The sequence below is a fragment of the uncultured Clostridium sp. genome, assembly GCF_947039605.1.
GTDB lineage: Bacteria > Bacillota > Clostridia > Clostridiales > Clostridiaceae > Sarcina.
This window is the reverse complement of record NZ_CAMQZG010000056.1, coordinates 1-17,104: the sequence shown is the minus strand read 5'-3', so window position 1 is coordinate 17,104 and position 17,104 is coordinate 1. Positions and strand designations below refer to the sequence as shown.

Here is a 17,104-nt window from a genome sequence, read left to right as displayed (position 1 = left end):
CATACACATTACTTAATGATAGTGAGATATACCCATGCTTATCTGGTATTGAAGCTGAACCTATATACATATTTACTTTTTTATTAGTTAATCTTTTTATCGCTGCAAGATGTAAATGATTAGGTATAAAACTTACATTTCCATTTTTATTAGCTTTTCTCATAGAACTATTATAAAACCATCCTTCTACACTAAACGATTTTTTATAATCCTTATTCATATAATATTCTTGACCAGTCATTGAAAGACATGTTGTCACCATTACATTTTTAACTTTATCAGCTATAGTGTGTAATTCTCCAAGAATAGCTTTAGCTTCCATAGCTGCCATTCCAGTTACTATATTATCCCCATCCTTAATTAAACTTAAAGCATCTTTTATTTTTATAAACTTATCAAGTTTGATATTTTGATTTCGCATTTTATCCTCCTTTTAATATAATTGCTAGAGCTATTCTCTCTAGCAATTATACAAAACTATACCTTTAACTATTTTTCAATAATATCATCAATGCCTTGAATTGGCTTAAATTCATCCCATCCTATTTCAGAATCTGGATTCATTTTAACTAGAGACATTTCTTGTGTACCAAGTCTTTTACCATTAGAAAAATCTATTACTCCTCCAAGAGGATTTTCAACTGGCTTAGACTCTAATGCTGTCATATAAGTTTCCCAAGTTAGGTCACCTTCAACTCTATTTAACCCTTCTACAAAGAAACTAGCTGCCATCCAACCCGTCATAGCATACGCATTAAAAGAATAATCTTCTTTAGAAATTTCTTTAACCCATTTTTGAAAATCAGCAAACTCTGGTCTACTTACATCTACCCAAGCATCTGCATATACATCAAATTTTGTCCCTACACTATCTTTTATAGCATTTGTCATTGCTATATCAGCATTTACGTAAGTTGTTAATGTTGGTTTTGTATTTCCTTGCTTTGCAAGTTCTTTTGCTATTTGCGGAAAAGTTCCTTGAATTCCGGCAATGATTATTGCATCAACTTTTTCATTATTTATTTTTGTAACTGCTGCTGATACATCCTCTGCCCCTGGCGCAACTTGCTCACTTACAACTTCTATATTTTGAGTTTTAGCTTCTTGTTCTACTCCTTTTACTAGATCTTTTCCTGCATCATCATTTGTATAAATTACACCTACTTTAGCTGCATCTAGATCCCCTACGGCACGAGCTAATAATATACGTCCTTCCATTGGATAAACTGGCTGAACAGGATATAAATTTCTACCATTTCCCTCTGTAGCATTCTCGTTATAAAGAATTCCTGTACCCGTTGCAAAATATACTGATGGAATACCAGATTCTTTTAAATCTTCTAAAGTTGCTCCCACTACAGGAGTTCCAAAATGTCCAACTATAGCAAAAACTTTATCATCATTTATAAATTTATCTAAAACAGCTTTTCCTTTTTCAGGATTGAATTCATCATCTTGATGGATATATTCTATTTTTCTACCATCAACACCACCACCATCATTAATCATTTTGAAATAAGCTTCAATACCAGCTTTAAATGGTACTCCAACTGGTGCAAAAGCGCCTGAAGTTGCAATACTATTTGCGACCTTAATACTTGTATCTGTAACACCTTGTACTGATTCTTGTACTACACCACCACAACCTATAACTGATAAAGCAAGAGTGATCGTTGATAAAAATATAGCTAAATTTCTTTTCATTGTTACTACCTCCATTTATTTTCACTTATTATCTATACTAAGGATTTCTCCATTAATAACTAAGAATGTCCACCAAGATATGCTTCTATTAGTCTACTATCTTTTATTAACTCTTTAGCCTCACCTTGGATATTAATATTTCCAACTTCTAAAACATACGCATAGTCTGCAATTTTCAAAGTCTGCAAAGCATTTTGTTCTATAATAAGTACAGTTGTACCCTCTTTGTTTATCTCTTTTACAATTTCAAAAATATTTTTAACTATAAGTGGTGCAAGCCCAAGAGATGGCTCATCTAATAGTAAAACTTTAGGACTTGCCATTAATGCTCTTCCTATTGCAAGCATCTGCTGTTCTCCACCACTTAATGTTCCTGCAACTTGTTTTTCTCTTTCTTTTAAAACTGGAAAATATCTATAAACTTTTGCGAAATTTTTTTTAATCTCCTTTGAATCTTTTACCGTAAATGCCCCAATTCTTAAATTTTCTTCAACGGTTATATCTACAAATATTTGTCTTCCCTCTGGAGATTGAACAACTTTTTCTTTAGTTATCTTTTCAGGAGATAATCCTGTTATATTTTCCCCATATAATTCAATACTCCCTGCTTCAATATCTACTATTCCTGATATTGCTTTTAAAGTTGTAGTCTTCCCTGCCCCATTAGACCCAAGTAATGCTACAATCTGATCTCTCTTAACTGCTATATCAATACCTTTTAAAGCTTTTATACTGCCATAAGAAACTGTAAGATTTTTTATCTGTAAAGCTATTTCACTCATATTACTCCTCCCTTCCTAAGTAAGCTTCCTGAACATCTTTATTAGCTTGTATTTGGATTGGTGTTCCCTCTGCTAATTTTTTACCAAAAGATATGGCACATATCCTATCACATATATCCATTACTAATCTCATATCGTGTTCTACTAATAAAACTGTACATTTATATTCATCTCTTATTGATTTAATAAGTTTTGCAAGTTCTAAAGTTTCAGTATCATTAAGACCTGCTGCGGGTTCATCTAAAATAATTAATTTAGGGTTACTCATTAATGTTCTTCCAAGTTCAATTTTTTTCAAGACCCCATAAGGTTGTCCTCCTGCAAGTTCATCTTTTTTATCTCCTATTTTTAAAAAGTTTAAAATTTCTTTAGCCTTTTGCTTAATATCTGCTTCTTCTATCCTAGCTTTTTTAAGTCTAAGTGCTTGTGCAAAAATCCCTGTTTTAAATTTTATATGTGAGCCAACTAAAAGATTATCAAGTAAACTTAAATCTCCAATTAACTCAACATTTTGAAATGTTCTAACAAGTCCAAGTTTTATTATTTCATGAGTCTTTTTACCAACTAAATCTACAATCTTATCATCTGAAGTTTTAAAAAGAACTTTCCCATTATTCGGAAGATAAAACTGAGTAATACAATTAAAAGCTGTTGTCTTTCCTGCTCCATTGGGTCCTATGAGCCCATATATTTCTCCACTTTCAATATGAAAACTCAAATCATCAACTGCCCTTAATCCTCCAAACGCTATAGATAAATTTTCTATTTTAAGAGCTTGTACCGCTTCCATCTACTTTCACCTTCTTTTTAAATATTTTTTTAATATCATTTCCTAAATATATAAGCCCATTTGGGTAGAATAAAACTACACTAATAATTAATACTCCTGTAAATATATAGGCAAGGCCATCTATACTACCTAAAACAGGTATATTTTTTAGTATAAGTTCTGGAACCCCAAAAACTACTATCGATCCTATAATCGGTCCACTTATAGTCTTTAAACCTCCTATAACGATTACAGCTAATATTTGAAGTGATAACATTGTATTCCAAGTTGAAGGATATGAAAATCTTATAAAATGTACATATAAAACCCCACCAAGGGCAGCATATACTGTAGCTATTGCAAATGCCATTACCTTGTATTTTAAAAGATTTATGCCCATGGCCTGTGCTGCTGATTCACTTACTCTCATTGTAAGAAGGGCTCTCCCTGTCGCTGAATGTATAAAATTATCTGTAAGAATCATCACAATAATTAAAATAGCAACTATAAATATAAATGTTGAATTTCTATCTAGTGTCATTCCAAAAAATTCTGGATAACTAGCATTTTTTCCTGAAAAACCATTTGTAACTGATTCAAATTCAACAAATACTTTTCTAAATATTTCTGAAACTGCAAGAGTTGCTATTGCTAAATACATTCCATTAATTCTTAATGATATTAATCCAACAAGAATACCTATAATAAGAGGAATCACAATTGAAATTAAAAGTGATACTATAAAAGGTAAATTTAAATCTGTTGTAAGATATGCTGAGATGTATCCACCAAGCCCCATAAATCCAGCAGTACCAAGTGAAATTAACCCTGAATATCCAAGTAAAACATTAAGCCCGATTGCAACTATAGAGTAAAACAGTACTGATCCAAATATTGTTATAGTTGAACTCTTTAATATTCCAAGTTCTTGTAAATAAGGCATTGAGGCTAAAATAATTCCCAGGAGTATATATTTACTATATCTATTTTGTATTAACTTTTTCATTTTTCCCCCTCCTTTATACCTTCTTAATAAATTTTTTACCAATTATTCCATTAGGTCTTATTACTATGAACAGTAAAATTAATGCAAATAATATCGGATCTCCCCAAGTTGAAGAAACATAGTACATTAATAAATTTCTTCCAAAACCAATAATATAAGCACCTAAAACTGGTCCATAAAAAGTCTGAAATCCACCAAGAACACATGCTATCAATGCATTATTTTGTACATTATCCATCATTGAAACGTTTACGGTAATAGCTGGTGCAAGCATTAAAGCTGCAAGTGTCCCAAGAGCTGCTGCTATTGCCCAAGATCCCATAGTTACAAGTGAAGTTGGCACTCCCATAAGCCTTGCAGTCTGTTCATTCGATGCCGTCACTCTAACAGCAAGTCCCCATTTGCTTTTTTGTAAAAACCAAAATAAAGAAATCATTAAAATAAGCCCTACTGAAATATTTAACATTGCATTATATGATATTGATGCTCCCATTACTGAAATTGCACCTACCTCAATAAACTTTGGGAAATTTAATGGTATTGCCCCAAATATCATTGGTGCACAACCTAAAAATAGCATTATTATTCCAAAAGTTATAATTTGTTTTCCTATAGAATTTATCTTTTTCCCTCTTCTCATTATTACAACATCTACTAAAATTCCGGCTATAAAACCTGTAATCATAGCAATTATTGCTGCAAGCCATGCTGGAAGCCCCATTTTCATTACAATAAAAGTAGCTATAAAAGCATTAAACATTCCCATTGTTCCAAGAGCAAAATTAGTTGTCTTACTGGTTCTAAAAATTAGAATTATTCCAAGTGCTGCCAGTGCATAGACGCTTCCTGTTTCTAAACTACTAAAAAATATCTGAAAAAATGTATCCATTTATCAACACTCCCCCCACCTAATAACGTTTGCAGACCATACATAGCCAATTCCTGCAGCTACCATTAATATAACTGAACCTTTTTTCACCTTCTTTTCCTCTATTGCAAGTTTTAGTGAAAGTATCTGATCTACCTGTCCCATATGTCCATAACTTGAAAGATAAATTGATTCCTCCTCAGATAAACCAAGTTCACTAAGCATTGCGTCATGCATAGATTTTTTAAAATGTAATATTGCACAATAATCAATATCAGCTCTTGTATATCCTGATTTTTCTAAAGCTTTATCTATACATTCATACCAATTTGGCATTGATATAGAATTAAGTCCATCTTTCATATGTTTTGCATTCATAAGTTTTAAAGATTTATATCCACTCTCAATATTTTCCTGATTAAATGGATTTGCTATCCCACCTATCTCAACCCCTGCATCTCTTGCAAAACTCCCATCTGCTTTGATATGAGAACCTAAAAGCAAGTTTTTATTTATATTTTTCTTTAATATTATTGCTCCACCTCCAGCTGACAAGTTATACATCATAGACATATTCTTATCTGTATAATCCACAAAGTCACCATTTCTATAACCACCAACAACCATTATTGTATTAATTTCATCATCTGCTACTAACATATCCTTTGCCATTTTCATTGCTGAAACTGTTGTACAACATCTATTTTGCACATCTATTCCCCAAGCATTTATAGCTCCTATTTTCCCTTGTATATATAAAGCTGATGTAGTAAGGGGATACTCTTTCCATTCTTCTCCCATGCATAAAATAACATCAATCTCTTTTGCATCAATATTAGAATCTTCTAGAGCATTAAGTGCTGCAAGGACTCCCATTTCTTGTGTACCATCACCCTCACTTGGAATACTTTTTTCTATAATCCCTAATTTATTTATAATTGCTTCTTCTGACCAAATTCCTTTACTAGCTTCTGAAATCACTTTTGCTGACATTCTTTCTTTTGGTATATAAAGTCCTAAACCTACAATTCCTACATTAATTTGACTCAAGTTCATTCCTCCATTCTTAATTTTTTGGTGCAAAGTAAGTGTTTACTTACATTTCAATGTAAACATTTACCATCAAATGTGTGACTATTTATAAGAATTTTTTTAATTCTACTAATAACTTTTTTACACAATTCAATGGCATCATTTTTTTCAATATTTTCTTTATGATATATGTTTAGTTCTTAACTCTAATATTTATTCCTAAAGAAAAAAATATTTTTTAGATAACTTTACAAAAAAATAGATATTAACTTTAATAGTCAATATCTACTCATTTCCATATTATTTTATTAAGTCCACTTCTATAATTTTATCCTTTAAAATCTCAAATCTATTTAAATCTTGATAATCAAATATATACTCACCTCTTTTTATACTATTAGGAATATCATAATATACACTATTTAGTCCATTCCTTACTGAATAAATATTATCAGTTTCTTCACTTGCTACTTGTCCATTTTGATATAACTTTTCCCTCTCTCTTGTTTGTATAAATGCAGGTGGCCAGCTTAAATAATCTGTATTAGCAGTTAAAGTTACTCTCCTAAATCCTTTTTTCTCCTCTACCGTCGCTTTAAAATCTTTACTATCTTCAACCTCAATTTTATTTCTTGAAATATTTATTTTTAAATCTTTTTCTAATTTTTCACTATAATTTTTAATGCTTGTTGGTACTATATATAATTTTTTCATATCCTTATTAGCTTTATAGTTAGCCTCTCCCTTAGTTCCATCCCAGCTTCCACTAAGAAGTTCAACTTCTTTTCCTTTATCATCAAAAATTATATATTCAATTTTACTAGCATGGTCGCTAATTATTTCACCTGTCTTTTCATCAATTTTATTTCCATACTCTGAATTAAAGTCTAAAGTTACTTGAAGTGGCTCTAATTTAATACTTCTAAGTTTACTTCCATAAATATCACCGGTGCTATCAATTCCCTCTGTAACTTTACTCACTTCATATGTTTTTGTATCTTTAATAAACATATCTTTTTCTACTGGTATATCAACTAAAAACTCAGTTTTTTCATCTTTTTTAGTATATACTTCCATAGCTAAAGTCACTTTCTTTGAATCACTCTCTTTTATCTCATTTAACCTATTAATCTCTATATCACAAGTTCCTATAACTTCATTATCTGATTTTATATCAAATCCTGAATTTATACTCCCACTTATTCTTTCATTTTTATACATAATGGTCGGAACTGCATAATACTGCCCATGCATTTCACTCTTTAGATACTTCACATATTTCTTACTAGTAATTTTATAGGTAAACATAATATTATTATCATAATATCCAGCATCCATAATTTCAAAATCTATGTTATCAGAAGACTTTTTTATACTTTTATCTATTAATATATCCTGTGCAAGCTCATTATTATAAATATTATATAACATATAATTCACACTAAAATCACTCTCATCTGCACTAACCCCAAGTCCTATTCCACCAAATATAACTGCTGACAAGCTAGCTACCATAGCAGCTTTTTTATAATTTTTCTTCTTACTCTTTTTCTCTAAAGAAGCAAGTGTATTTTCTATTAAATCATCAATATTTTTTGGCACTTTCTCTTCTTTATTTCCCTTTAACCTTTTATCTAAATTATCCACTACAATTCCCCCTTATCCTCATTACCCTCTAAAATTTCACGAAGTTTTTCCTTAGCTCTAAATAATCTAGTCCTTACAGTTGTTTCATTTAATTCTAATATTTTAGCTATATCACTTTGCTTTAAATCATTATAATAAAATAAAACTATAACCTCTCTAAATGGCTTATCTAAAAGTTTTAAGGCATTATCTAAATCTATATCCTTATAAGTATCTTTATATAAACTTTTATCAATACCATTGTTTACAGTATTGTAATCTTGAATGTAATTTATTTTGTCATTCTTTTTAATGATATAATTACACTCATTTATAAGAATTCTTATAAGCCAAGTTTTAAAATACTCTTCATTTCTAAGCTTTTTAATGTTTTTATAAGAATTTAAAATACAACTAGATAAAGCATCTTCTACATCCTCTTCTCTATTTAAAATCCCCTTTGCAACTTTATATAATGAAAGCTTATTTTCTCTTATAAGCTGTGTAAAAGCTTCTTTATCTCCATCAATAGCTTTTCCTATAACTGTTTTTTCTTTTTTCAATTTAAATCTATTAAACCCTAAAACACCTATCTCCATATTTCCCCCTTACCAGTCCTTTGTTACGTAACTACTTATTAGATAACACCTCTTTATAAAATGTTCCCAACTTTTTATAAATACTTTTTCATCTTCTAAACTCTACTTAAAATTATAAGAAAGTAGTGATCTTTTTACTATAATGCTCATTATTTGTTAAAATATATTTTAAACATACCTTTAATAAAAAAATACTAATTCTCAAATCAGTTAGCTTCTTATTTTACTAAAATATCTATGATAGAAGGATTTCCTTAATATATAACTAACAATAATTAATCATTATAAAAAATATTATAAAAATTCACCCCGTAATTAGAAAAGATGTCATTTATTAAATTAAAATAAGTTTTTTTTCTCTAAACTTATTTTAATTTATGTATTATAATTATATAGGTTTAAATGGTTATTTAAACTTAAAAAAAGGTCAAACTACTAAACAAAAGAAGGAGAATTAAAAATGAATATTGTTACAGCAATTATTGAAGTAGAAAATATAAAACTTGAGGTAAATCTTAATAATGTTATAAGATCAATCAACCTTAAATCACCAAAGAAAATAACTATCGGAGATAAGTCCTTTGATTTTGGAACTTATGACTGTGCTAATTTAAAACAATTTGAAAATACATATACTCAATTAAATCAATACTTAACTGATAATAAAATTGATGAATTAGAATCTGACATAAAAGACTTTGATATCTTTACTTTTGTAGCATTTAAATCTTATAAAACAAAAAAGCTTGCTATAGATTTTTATAAGAAACTTAAAGCAACTAATATTTCAAAAGAAGAAACTCTTGAGAAAATTTTATTAGAACTAGCAAACTTTACTGATATAAAAGCATTCGAAAGAATGAAAAATAATGCTTACATATTATTATTTGATTTTAATAATAATGATGATATAGATTTTACTGAAAAAGTATTAGAAAAAGAAGGTCTTGCATCTATTTTTGCTAGAGGTGTTATGTGGAATTTTGCCGATTTAAAAAGTTACTTTAGAAGAGCTTTTTCTCCTGATTCAACTTATCCTGAATTTAATGTGCAATTTTTAAAAAGAGAAAACTAATATAAAATTTTTCATCTTTCTTATTAAAAATCCAATAATTTTTAATGCCTATAATCTAAACTTAAAACTATAAAAAAATTAAAACCTATATTCAAAAATATAGGTTTTAATTTCATTTAACTCTTTATATCAGTTTTCATAAAGTAAACTAATGCTACTATAAGAAGAATTATAGTTGTAATTATAAGTGTAATAGCTCCAATTGCGCTATTTAAAACAACAACACTTCCAAATATTTTTTTGAAAGAATCTAGCATAGATACCGCTGTTAAATTTATATATGGAATTGGTGTAAATGCAAGCCATGTATAATTTTTTGTTAATAAATAAAGAGTCAGTGGGAACGAACCAACAAAAATTATTATACTTACAGCAACTGAAACAGCTGTACTTTTTGTAATAGTTGACAATGTAAAGGCAACTGTACCTATAAATATCATACTAATACTATAGAATAATATATTTAAAATTAAACTTAGTATATAATTTTGAGAAATAACACTAGCACCAGACATTTTAATAGTTGGTATAGCAAGGTCTGAAAAACCAAAAGCTATTCCACTAGCAATAGTTGCAAGTGCAAGTGATACAAATAATATAAAATAACCTATAACTAGAACTGCTAATAACTTTGAGAGTAAAACCTTAAATCTTGAAACTGGTCTTATCATAAGTAATTTTATAGTATTTTTAGTAAACTCAGATGATACAATTCCTCCTGCTATAATGACAACAATGAATGATGCAATAATTACATAAGTAGTAATTAATGAATTCACAGTACTTCTAGCAGAACTTACAAACTGAGGACGTGGTGCATTTGTTTTTAAACTATACCAATCCTTAGCTATATTATCAGCATATATTTTCTGTGCATTTTTATACTTAGTGACATACTGGTCATATGTTACCTTTGTAGTATTTTTTTTCATATAAGCATCCTTGCTAACTAAAGTATTATTAGAACTTTCTTGTATATTTAAAGTAATATCATTTAAAGTATTACTCTTCCAATTTTCTTTACCAAAATGATTATTTGTATTAAATGGTATTTTATTATTAAGTCTATATTCTAAAACATTTAATAACTGTTTTTCTGAATTTATCTGACTTTCTAATACATTAACCTTTGAAATTACAGCTTTCTCTTTACTAGCTTTTAAAGTAGCAAGTGATGCTGAATATAATGCTATTGTTTCTTTTTTAGTTTTAATAAGACTATTTAAATATGCGGTATAATTATTACTCTTTATATTTTTTTCTATTTCATTAGCCTTACTTTTTAAAACCTCAAGTGTTTTATTATAGTTTGCCTTCGACATATTTAAAATAGTATCAGTATCTTTAGATATACTATTGGGTGGTATAAACTTACTTATCTCATCTTTTGAATAACCATCTTGTAAAAGCTCTATAATATCTATTTGTGTAATAATATTAAAATAACTATTTGCAGATGTATACTGCCAAGAACCTAGTGAGATATTTTCTTTTAAAAGCATTTGATTATATGCTTTTTCTGATTTTAAAAATTTAAGATTAATTTTCCCGTCAGCAGTTGTATCTTTAGTACTAGCAATTTGTGCATCTATTCCTTGTATTTCATATGTGTATGTCTGAGTTCCCCAATCTGTTGTATGTGACTCAATAGCATTAATAATAAAAGGCATAGCAATAGCTGATAAAAATATTAATAATGTTATTATAACTATACTTTTTTTCTTATATTGTTTAATAACCTCATTTAAGGTTAAATTATATATTTTCTTTATCATTTGTTTAGTCCTCCAATAAATATCAAGTATTAAATTATTTGTTTCGATTCTGTTTGTTCAATAAATTCATCCTCTAAAGATTTAGAATAAAGGCTTATTTCATATACTAAAAAATCTTTGTTTATAAGGAATTTATTTATTTTTGCAATATCATCTTTGCTAGAATTAATTTTAAGTTTGTTTTCAAAGGTTTCTATATGTATAGTAGTAAATTCTTTAGATAAAATATTGCTAGCTTCATCTAATTTATTTATATCAAGTAAATATGTTTTAAAATCTTTATCAGTTGTATTATGAATATCAGAAATTGATTTTATATCTTTAAGTTTTCCTCCATCTAAAATACAAAATCTGTCACACATAAGTTCCATCTCACTAAGTAAATGACTAGAAACTAAAACTGATATCCCCTCTTTTGTTAAACCTCTTAAAGTCTCACGAAGTTCTTTTATCCCCATAGGGTCAAGTCCATTTGTAGGTTCATCTAAAATTAATAGCTTTGGATTATGTAGCAGCGCCTGTGCAACACCTAGTCTTTGTCTCATCCCAAGAGAATATTTTTTAACTTTATCTTTTATCCTATTTTCAAGTTTTACAATTTTTACAACTTCTAAAATTCTTTCCTTTGTTACATTACCATGCATTCTAGCATAAAGTTTTAAATTATCAAGCCCTGACATATAACCATACATATCTGGCCCCTCAATAATTCCACCAATATTCGAAATTGCTTTTTCAAATTGTTTTTTTATATCAAATCCATTTACTAAAATATTCCCCTGATCAATAGTTATAAGTCCTGTTATCATTTTTATAGTTGTTGTTTTCCCTGCTCCATTAGGACCAAGAAACCCAAAAATCTCTCCTTCTTGCACCGAAAAAGTAAGATTATCAATAATTTTTTTATTTCCCATAAATTTGCTTATATTGTTAATTTCTAAAACATTTTTCATTACTGCTCTCCTTTTAATTATTGTTTTTCAATAAAAAGTTGTGTTTATATAATATATTTAACTTTAACATTCTGCAACCCCTATTATATTATTTAGTATTTTTATAATTAAAATACTAAAAAGATATATCTTTCTTAATAAGATATATCTTTTTTTATAAAATTCAACTATTTTCTTTTGCAAAAAATTACTTAAAGTCTATTTCTCTACTTTATAACTATAAGCATAATTCATATTATTTAGTATTGTTTGAAGTGACCAAGTTTTCATACTATCTTTTATAGAATCAGGGTTATTTATAATAATTCTTCCATCAGATGTAACCCCACTTAAAACTATTATATGCCCACTAAGTGTAAAATCACCCGCATGACATGATACCATAATAGGATGTCCCTTTTTAAGTTCACTTATTATTTCATTACCACTCACTCTTTGTGCTATAAGTCCATAATGTCTTGCTACATTTGTAAATAACGTCTGATTAGAACCAGCATTCCAGCTATATCCACCATTTTTATCACTATACTGTGCTACATTTCTTGGATTTGCATTCATATTTCCTGTAAGACCAACTACTATCATAGATAGAGAAGTTGGTCCACATCCATCCATACCTATAGGTCCATTTCCATACCAATCATAGCCCCATTGCTTGTCCCATTGCTGGAATAAAGGTATTTTCCCCTCTTTTGTATAGCCATCTAAACTTATAGGCTTATTAAGCTTATATCCATGATATCCTGCTGCATATGGAATTGATTCTGGGTGCATAACTGCAAGCCTTACAAGATAACTTGGAATATTCTTTTCATTATCTAAAATTGTCTTTATCTCATCTATATGATATTTTTCATACCATGAACTAAGTTCTTTATTTATATTATCCATAGATGTATGCCAATAATAATCTGTATCATAATTTTTTACTTCTATGTCCTTTATATAACTTGGTATTTCATAACTATTGTATTGTCCTATTGCAGATGTTACTGAATATTTATAATTTGTATCTTTCCCACTAACTTGTTCAGTATGAGCTTTAGCCTCTTTTTTCTTTGGTAAGTTATCAATTGTATTTATTTTTGCCTTTGTAACTGTTGGATTACTTTTCACACTATTATCTGTGTGCTTGTTTACTAATATTATACTAGCTATCCCAGCTACAACTATAATCGCAACTATAACTCCTATCATTTTTTTTTTCATTTTATCAATTACCTCTTCTTTTCTTCTCTAACAAAATAACCTTATGTATTTACGTTAACATATCAATACCTAGTAAAAATGTCAAATATGAAAATTATTAATTTTTTAGCATTTAAACCCATTTTTTAATAAAAATACTCTTTACTAGATAAATAATAAATATAATATATATCAAATAATTATATTTAAAAACATCTTGGTATTATTCCAACAACTAGAAAATTAAATGTAATTACAAAACTTCATTCTATGTTAGATTCTAAATAAACTAATAAGACCGTCTATAGTTTTATCTTACTATAGAAAGTCTTATTTATATTATTTGTTTTTTATATCAAATCTATCAGCATTCATAACTTTATTCCAAGCCTTAACAAAATCTTTTACAAATCTTTCTTTAGAGTCCAAGCTTGCATAAATTTCTGCTATAGCTCTTAGCTGAGTATTAGATCCAAAAATCAAATCTACTCTAGTAGCAGTCCATTTTTTTTCTCCTGTTACCCTATCTATTCCAACAAATAGATTTTCATCATTCTCATCTTTTTTCCATTCTGTAGCCATATCAAGTACATTAATAAAGAAATCATTAGATAAGACTCCTGGCTTATCAGTAAATACACCATTTTTTGATTCTTTATAATTAATGTTTAATACTCTTAACCCACCTAATAAGACAGTTAACTCTGGTGCTGTTAAAGTAAGTAATTGTGCCTTATCTACCATTAATTTTTCAGCAGAAACCGTAAAATCAGTTTTTAAATAATTTCTAAACGCATCTGTAACTGGTTCTAAAACTTTAAATGATTCAATATCTGTTTGTTCTTCTGATGCATCTGTTCTACCTATCATAAACGGTATATTTAAATCTATTCCGGCTTTTTGTGCTGCAATTTCTATCCCTACATTTCCACCTAAAACTATAATATCTGCTAAACTAACTTTTTTGTTATTTTGCTTATTATTAAATTCATCTACAATACTTTGAAGTTTTAAAATTTTTCTTTCAAGTTTTTCTGGTTCATTCACTTCCCACCACTTTTGAGGTGCAAGTCTTAATCTACAACCATTAGCACCACCTCTAAAATCACTTCCTCTAAAAGTAGAAGCTGATGCCCATGCAGTAGAAACAAGTTCTGATACGGAAAGTTCTATATTTTTAATTTTTAATTTTAATTCTTTAACGTCATTTTCATCAATGCTACTATAATCTGAGGCTGGGACTGTATCTTGCCAAATAAAATCATCCTTTGGAACTTCACTTCCTAAATATCTTGATTTAGGTCCCATATCTCTATGAGTAAGTTTGAACCAAGCATTTACAAATTTTTTTTCAAATTCTGCATGATTTTCATAAAACCTTTTTGAGATTGGTGCATAAATTGGATCCATTCTTAGAGCTAAATCTGCTGTAGTCATCATAGGTGCATGAGTTTTTAAAGGGTCATGTGCATCTATAACTGTTTCTTTGGCTTTAGGGTCTGTTGGTGTCCATTGATACGCCCCTGCTGGACTTTTAATTAAATTCCAATCATATCTAAATAAAGTATGAAAATAATCTGTATCCCATTTTTTAGGATTCGGAGTCCAAGCTCCCTCTATCCCACTAGTAATAGTATCAGATGCCTTACCACTTTTATATGAACTAATCCATCCTAGACCCATCTTTTCAATACTAGCACCCTCTGGTTCTGGTCCAACATTGACTGGATCTCCAGCTCCATGGCATTTTCCAAAGGTATGCCCTCCAGCTACAAGTGCTACAGTTTCTTCATCATCCATTCCCATCTTTTCAAAAGTTTCTCTAATATCATGTCCAGATTCAAGTGCGTTAGGCTCTCCATTTGGACCTTCAGGATTAACATATATTAGTCCCATTTGTACGGCAGCAAGTGGATTTTCTAAACCTTTCCCCTCATGTCTATTATCATCTAACCATTTCTTTTCTTTCCCCCAATATGTATCCTCTTCTGGCTCCCATATGTCTACACGCCCTCCAGCAAAACCAACCATTTCAAGCCCCATAGACTCAAATGCACAGTTTCCTGTTAAAATCATAAGATCAGCCCAAGAAATTTTGTTTCCGTACTTTTGTTTAATCGGCCAAAGAAGTCTTCTTGCCTTGTCTAAGTTACCATTATCAGGCCAGCTATTAATAGGTGCAAATCTTTGATTACCAACATTAGCTCCCCCTCTACCATCACCTGTTCTATAAGTACCTGCACCATGCCATGCCATTCTTATAAAGAAAGGACCATAGTGTCCATAATCAGCTGGCCACCAATCTTTTGAATCTACCATTAAAGCTTTTATATCTTTTTTTATCTCGCTTAAATCTAATTTATTAAACTCATTAGCATAATTAAACTCTTCTCCAAGAGGTGATACTTTTTCTGAATTTTGACTTAAAAGTTTCAAATCAAGTTGACTTGGCCACCAATCTTGGTTTGAAGTTCCTTCACTTGCTATAGTTTTTTCATCACTTGTAACTTTTTTTACTTTTCCTGTAAAAGGACATTTTATTTCTTCCATTAAATTTTTGCCTCCAATTTTAATATTATAATTTATATAGTTCCCCCTAATCTTCCTCACTATTCTATAAAATAATAATTCTTATATATACTAAAAAAGTAGCCTAGAATCTTAATTCTAAACCACTTTCTTTACATTATTAAAATTTACAACTTAATATCTATGCTTGTTCCCTCTTTTAGTTTGCTTCTTATATCTATTTCACCATTATAATTTTTTATAATGCTTTTTGCTATTGAAAGTCCTATTCCAAATGATTTTGAATTCCCTGTTCTAGCTTTATCAACTCTATAAAATCTATCTAAAATCCTTGGTAGCTCCTCTTTTGAAATTCCTATACCATTATCTGAAATATTTATAATACTTTGATTACCTATTATCTTAAATCTTATATTAACTTTAGGAATATCTTTATCATTATATTTAATTGCATTATCAATAAATATAATCAGTAATTGCTTTAAATCATCTTTTTTTATCCTAATTTTAAACTCACACTCTACATAACTATCAATTTTAACCCTTAAATTTAACACCTTATATTGCTTAATTAAATCTGCTATAAGGTCATTTACATAAATAAATGAAATCTCATCTAAATCAATTATTTTATTATCTTCTCTAGATAATAAAAGTAGTGAGTTAGTCATGTTTGTAAGTCTATCTATCTCTTCAAGGCAAATATCAAGTGATTCTTCTAAAACTTCTTTATCATTTTTCCCCCACCTTTTAATAACTCCTAAGTGACCTTTTATAGCTGTAAGCGGTGTTCTTAGTTCATGTGAAGCATCTGATATAAATTGATTTTGTTTATTAAATACTCCTTCAACTCTATCCATCATCAAGTTAAATGTATCATTTAACTCATCAAATTCATCTCCTGTTTCTGATGTTTTTATTCTAGCATTTAAGTTTTTGCTATTTTTTACATCATTCATAGTTTTAGATAATTTTTTAATTCTTAAAATAATATTTCTAGATATAATAACACCTGCAAAAATACTTAGAATTATTCCTATAATTGCTACAACAATAAATATTGATAAATATCCACTTAGCACATCATCAATGCCTCTATCTGTTTGAAGTATCTGCACTTCTAAGTTTCTATCTAAAATATTTATAGTTCAGATCGGAAGAGCGTCGTGTAGGGAAAGAGTGTCTTCGCCTGTGTAGA

The 17,104-nt window shown here is 29.0% G+C and carries 14 protein-coding genes and 1 pseudogene; 1 reads left to right on the top strand and 14 read right to left on the bottom strand.

Annotated features, from left to right (window positions below; genetic code table 11):
* From Q0V24_RS14955 to Q0V24_RS14915, 9 genes and pseudogenes are all read right to left on the bottom strand, one after another.
* Positions 1–421, bottom strand: a pseudogene (locus Q0V24_RS14955) (4-hydroxybutyrate--acetyl-CoA CoA transferase); the annotation flags it as partial.
* A 68-nt stretch (positions 422–489) separates the two neighbouring features.
* Positions 490–1,704 (bottom strand): ABC transporter substrate-binding protein, encoded by a 1,215-nt coding sequence (locus Q0V24_RS14950; protein ID WP_297522624.1) that lies wholly within the window; start codon positions 1,702–1,704, stop codon positions 490–492.
* A 59-nt stretch (positions 1,705–1,763) separates the two neighbouring features.
* Positions 1,764–2,486: an ABC transporter ATP-binding protein gene (locus Q0V24_RS14945; RefSeq protein ID WP_297522622.1), complete on the bottom strand. Its 723-nt coding sequence runs from the start codon at positions 2,484–2,486 to the stop codon at positions 1,764–1,766.
* A gap of 1 nt (position 2,487) precedes the next feature.
* Positions 2,488–3,276: an ABC transporter ATP-binding protein gene (locus Q0V24_RS14940; RefSeq protein WP_297522620.1), complete on the bottom strand. Its 789-nt coding sequence runs from the start codon at positions 3,274–3,276 to the stop codon at positions 2,488–2,490.
* Complete coding sequence (locus Q0V24_RS14935) at positions 3,254–4,261, bottom strand: branched-chain amino acid ABC transporter permease (RefSeq protein ID WP_297522618.1); 1,008 nt, start codon at positions 4,259–4,261, stop codon at positions 3,254–3,256. Before Q0V24_RS14935 ends, Q0V24_RS14940 begins: the two co-directional genes overlap by 23 nt.
* Positions 4,262–4,274: 13 nt before the next feature.
* Entirely contained in the window at positions 4,275–5,150 is an 876-nt protein-coding gene (locus Q0V24_RS14930; RefSeq protein WP_297522616.1) for a branched-chain amino acid ABC transporter permease, read from the bottom strand.
* Between the two features lie 3 nt (positions 5,151–5,153).
* Positions 5,154–6,179, bottom strand: coding sequence for a 3-oxoacyl-ACP synthase (locus Q0V24_RS14925; protein WP_297522614.1), 1,026 nt, complete (start codon positions 6,177–6,179; stop codon positions 5,154–5,156).
* Between the two features lie 282 nt (positions 6,180–6,461).
* A complete protein-coding gene (locus tag Q0V24_RS14920; RefSeq protein ID WP_297522612.1) occupies positions 6,462–7,808 on the bottom strand; it encodes a hypothetical protein in 1,347 nt (448 codons plus the stop codon).
* Entirely contained in the window at positions 7,808–8,386 is a 579-nt protein-coding gene (locus Q0V24_RS14915; protein ID WP_297522611.1) for a sigma-70 family RNA polymerase sigma factor, read from the bottom strand. The genes Q0V24_RS14920 and Q0V24_RS14915 overlap by 1 nt, the downstream gene beginning before the upstream one ends.
* 460 nt (positions 8,387–8,846) lie before the next feature.
* Between Q0V24_RS14915 and Q0V24_RS14910 the strand changes: the two genes are divergently transcribed.
* The gene (locus Q0V24_RS14910) at positions 8,847–9,461 is read left to right on the top strand and encodes a hypothetical protein (RefSeq protein ID WP_297522609.1); all 615 of its coding nucleotides are present in this window, start codon (positions 8,847–8,849) and stop codon (positions 9,459–9,461) included.
* Positions 9,462–9,577: 116 nt separating this feature from the next.
* Here Q0V24_RS14910 and Q0V24_RS14905 read toward each other — a convergent pair whose 3' ends face one another.
* The 5 genes from Q0V24_RS14905 to Q0V24_RS14885 all read right to left on the bottom strand — a co-directional run bounded on the left by Q0V24_RS14905 (position 9,578) and on the right by Q0V24_RS14885 (position 17,024).
* A complete protein-coding gene (locus Q0V24_RS14905; RefSeq protein ID WP_297522607.1) occupies positions 9,578–11,236 on the bottom strand; it encodes an ABC transporter permease subunit in 1,659 nt (552 codons plus the stop codon).
* Between the two features lie 29 nt (positions 11,237–11,265).
* Positions 11,266–12,189 (bottom strand): ABC transporter ATP-binding protein, encoded by a 924-nt coding sequence (locus Q0V24_RS14900; protein WP_297522605.1) that lies wholly within the window; start codon positions 12,187–12,189, stop codon positions 11,266–11,268.
* 198 nt (positions 12,190–12,387) lie between these two features.
* Positions 12,388–13,398: a C39 family peptidase gene (locus Q0V24_RS14895; RefSeq protein WP_297522603.1), complete on the bottom strand. Its 1,011-nt coding sequence runs from the start codon at positions 13,396–13,398 to the stop codon at positions 12,388–12,390.
* A gap of 318 nt (positions 13,399–13,716) precedes the next feature.
* Positions 13,717–15,927, bottom strand: coding sequence for a catalase/peroxidase HPI (gene katG, locus Q0V24_RS14890; protein WP_297522601.1), 2,211 nt, complete (start codon positions 15,925–15,927; stop codon positions 13,717–13,719).
* Positions 15,928–16,073: 146 nt separating this feature from the next.
* Positions 16,074–17,024, bottom strand: coding sequence for a HAMP domain-containing sensor histidine kinase (locus Q0V24_RS14885; protein WP_297522600.1), 951 nt, complete (start codon positions 17,022–17,024; stop codon positions 16,074–16,076).
* Between the last annotated feature and the right edge of the window lie 80 nt (positions 17,025–17,104).

Coding starts and splice junctions, on each gene's coding strand:
- Q0V24_RS14945 (WP_297522622.1), bottom strand. CDS start 2,486: ATGAGTGAAATAGCTTTACAGATAAAAAATCTTACAGTTTCTTATGGC.
- Q0V24_RS14940 (WP_297522620.1), bottom strand. CDS start 3,276: ATGGAAGCGGTACAAGCTCTTAAAATAGAAAATTTATCTATAGCGTTT.
- katG (WP_297522601.1), bottom strand. CDS start 15,927: ATGGAAGAAATAAAATGTCCTTTTACAGGAAAAGTAAAAAAAGTTACA.
- Q0V24_RS14905 (WP_297522607.1), bottom strand. CDS start 11,236: ATGATAAAGAAAATATATAATTTAACCTTAAATGAGGTTATTAAACAA.
- Q0V24_RS14900 (WP_297522605.1), bottom strand. CDS start 12,189: ATGAAAAATGTTTTAGAAATTAACAATATAAGCAAATTTATGGGAAAT.
- Q0V24_RS14930 (WP_297522616.1), bottom strand. CDS start 5,150: ATGGATACATTTTTTCAGATATTTTTTAGTAGTTTAGAAACAGGAAGC.
- Q0V24_RS14950 (WP_297522624.1), bottom strand. CDS start 1,704: ATGAAAAGAAATTTAGCTATATTTTTATCAACGATCACTCTTGCTTTA.
- Q0V24_RS14895 (WP_297522603.1), bottom strand. CDS start 13,398: ATGAAAAAAAAAATGATAGGAGTTATAGTTGCGATTATAGTTGTAGCT.
- Q0V24_RS14915 (WP_297522611.1), bottom strand. CDS start 8,386: ATGGAGATAGGTGTTTTAGGGTTTAATAGATTTAAATTGAAAAAAGAA.
- Q0V24_RS14910 (WP_297522609.1), top strand. CDS start 8,847: ATGAATATTGTTACAGCAATTATTGAAGTAGAAAATATAAAACTTGAG.
- Q0V24_RS14935 (WP_297522618.1), bottom strand. CDS start 4,261: ATGAAAAAGTTAATACAAAATAGATATAGTAAATATATACTCCTGGGA.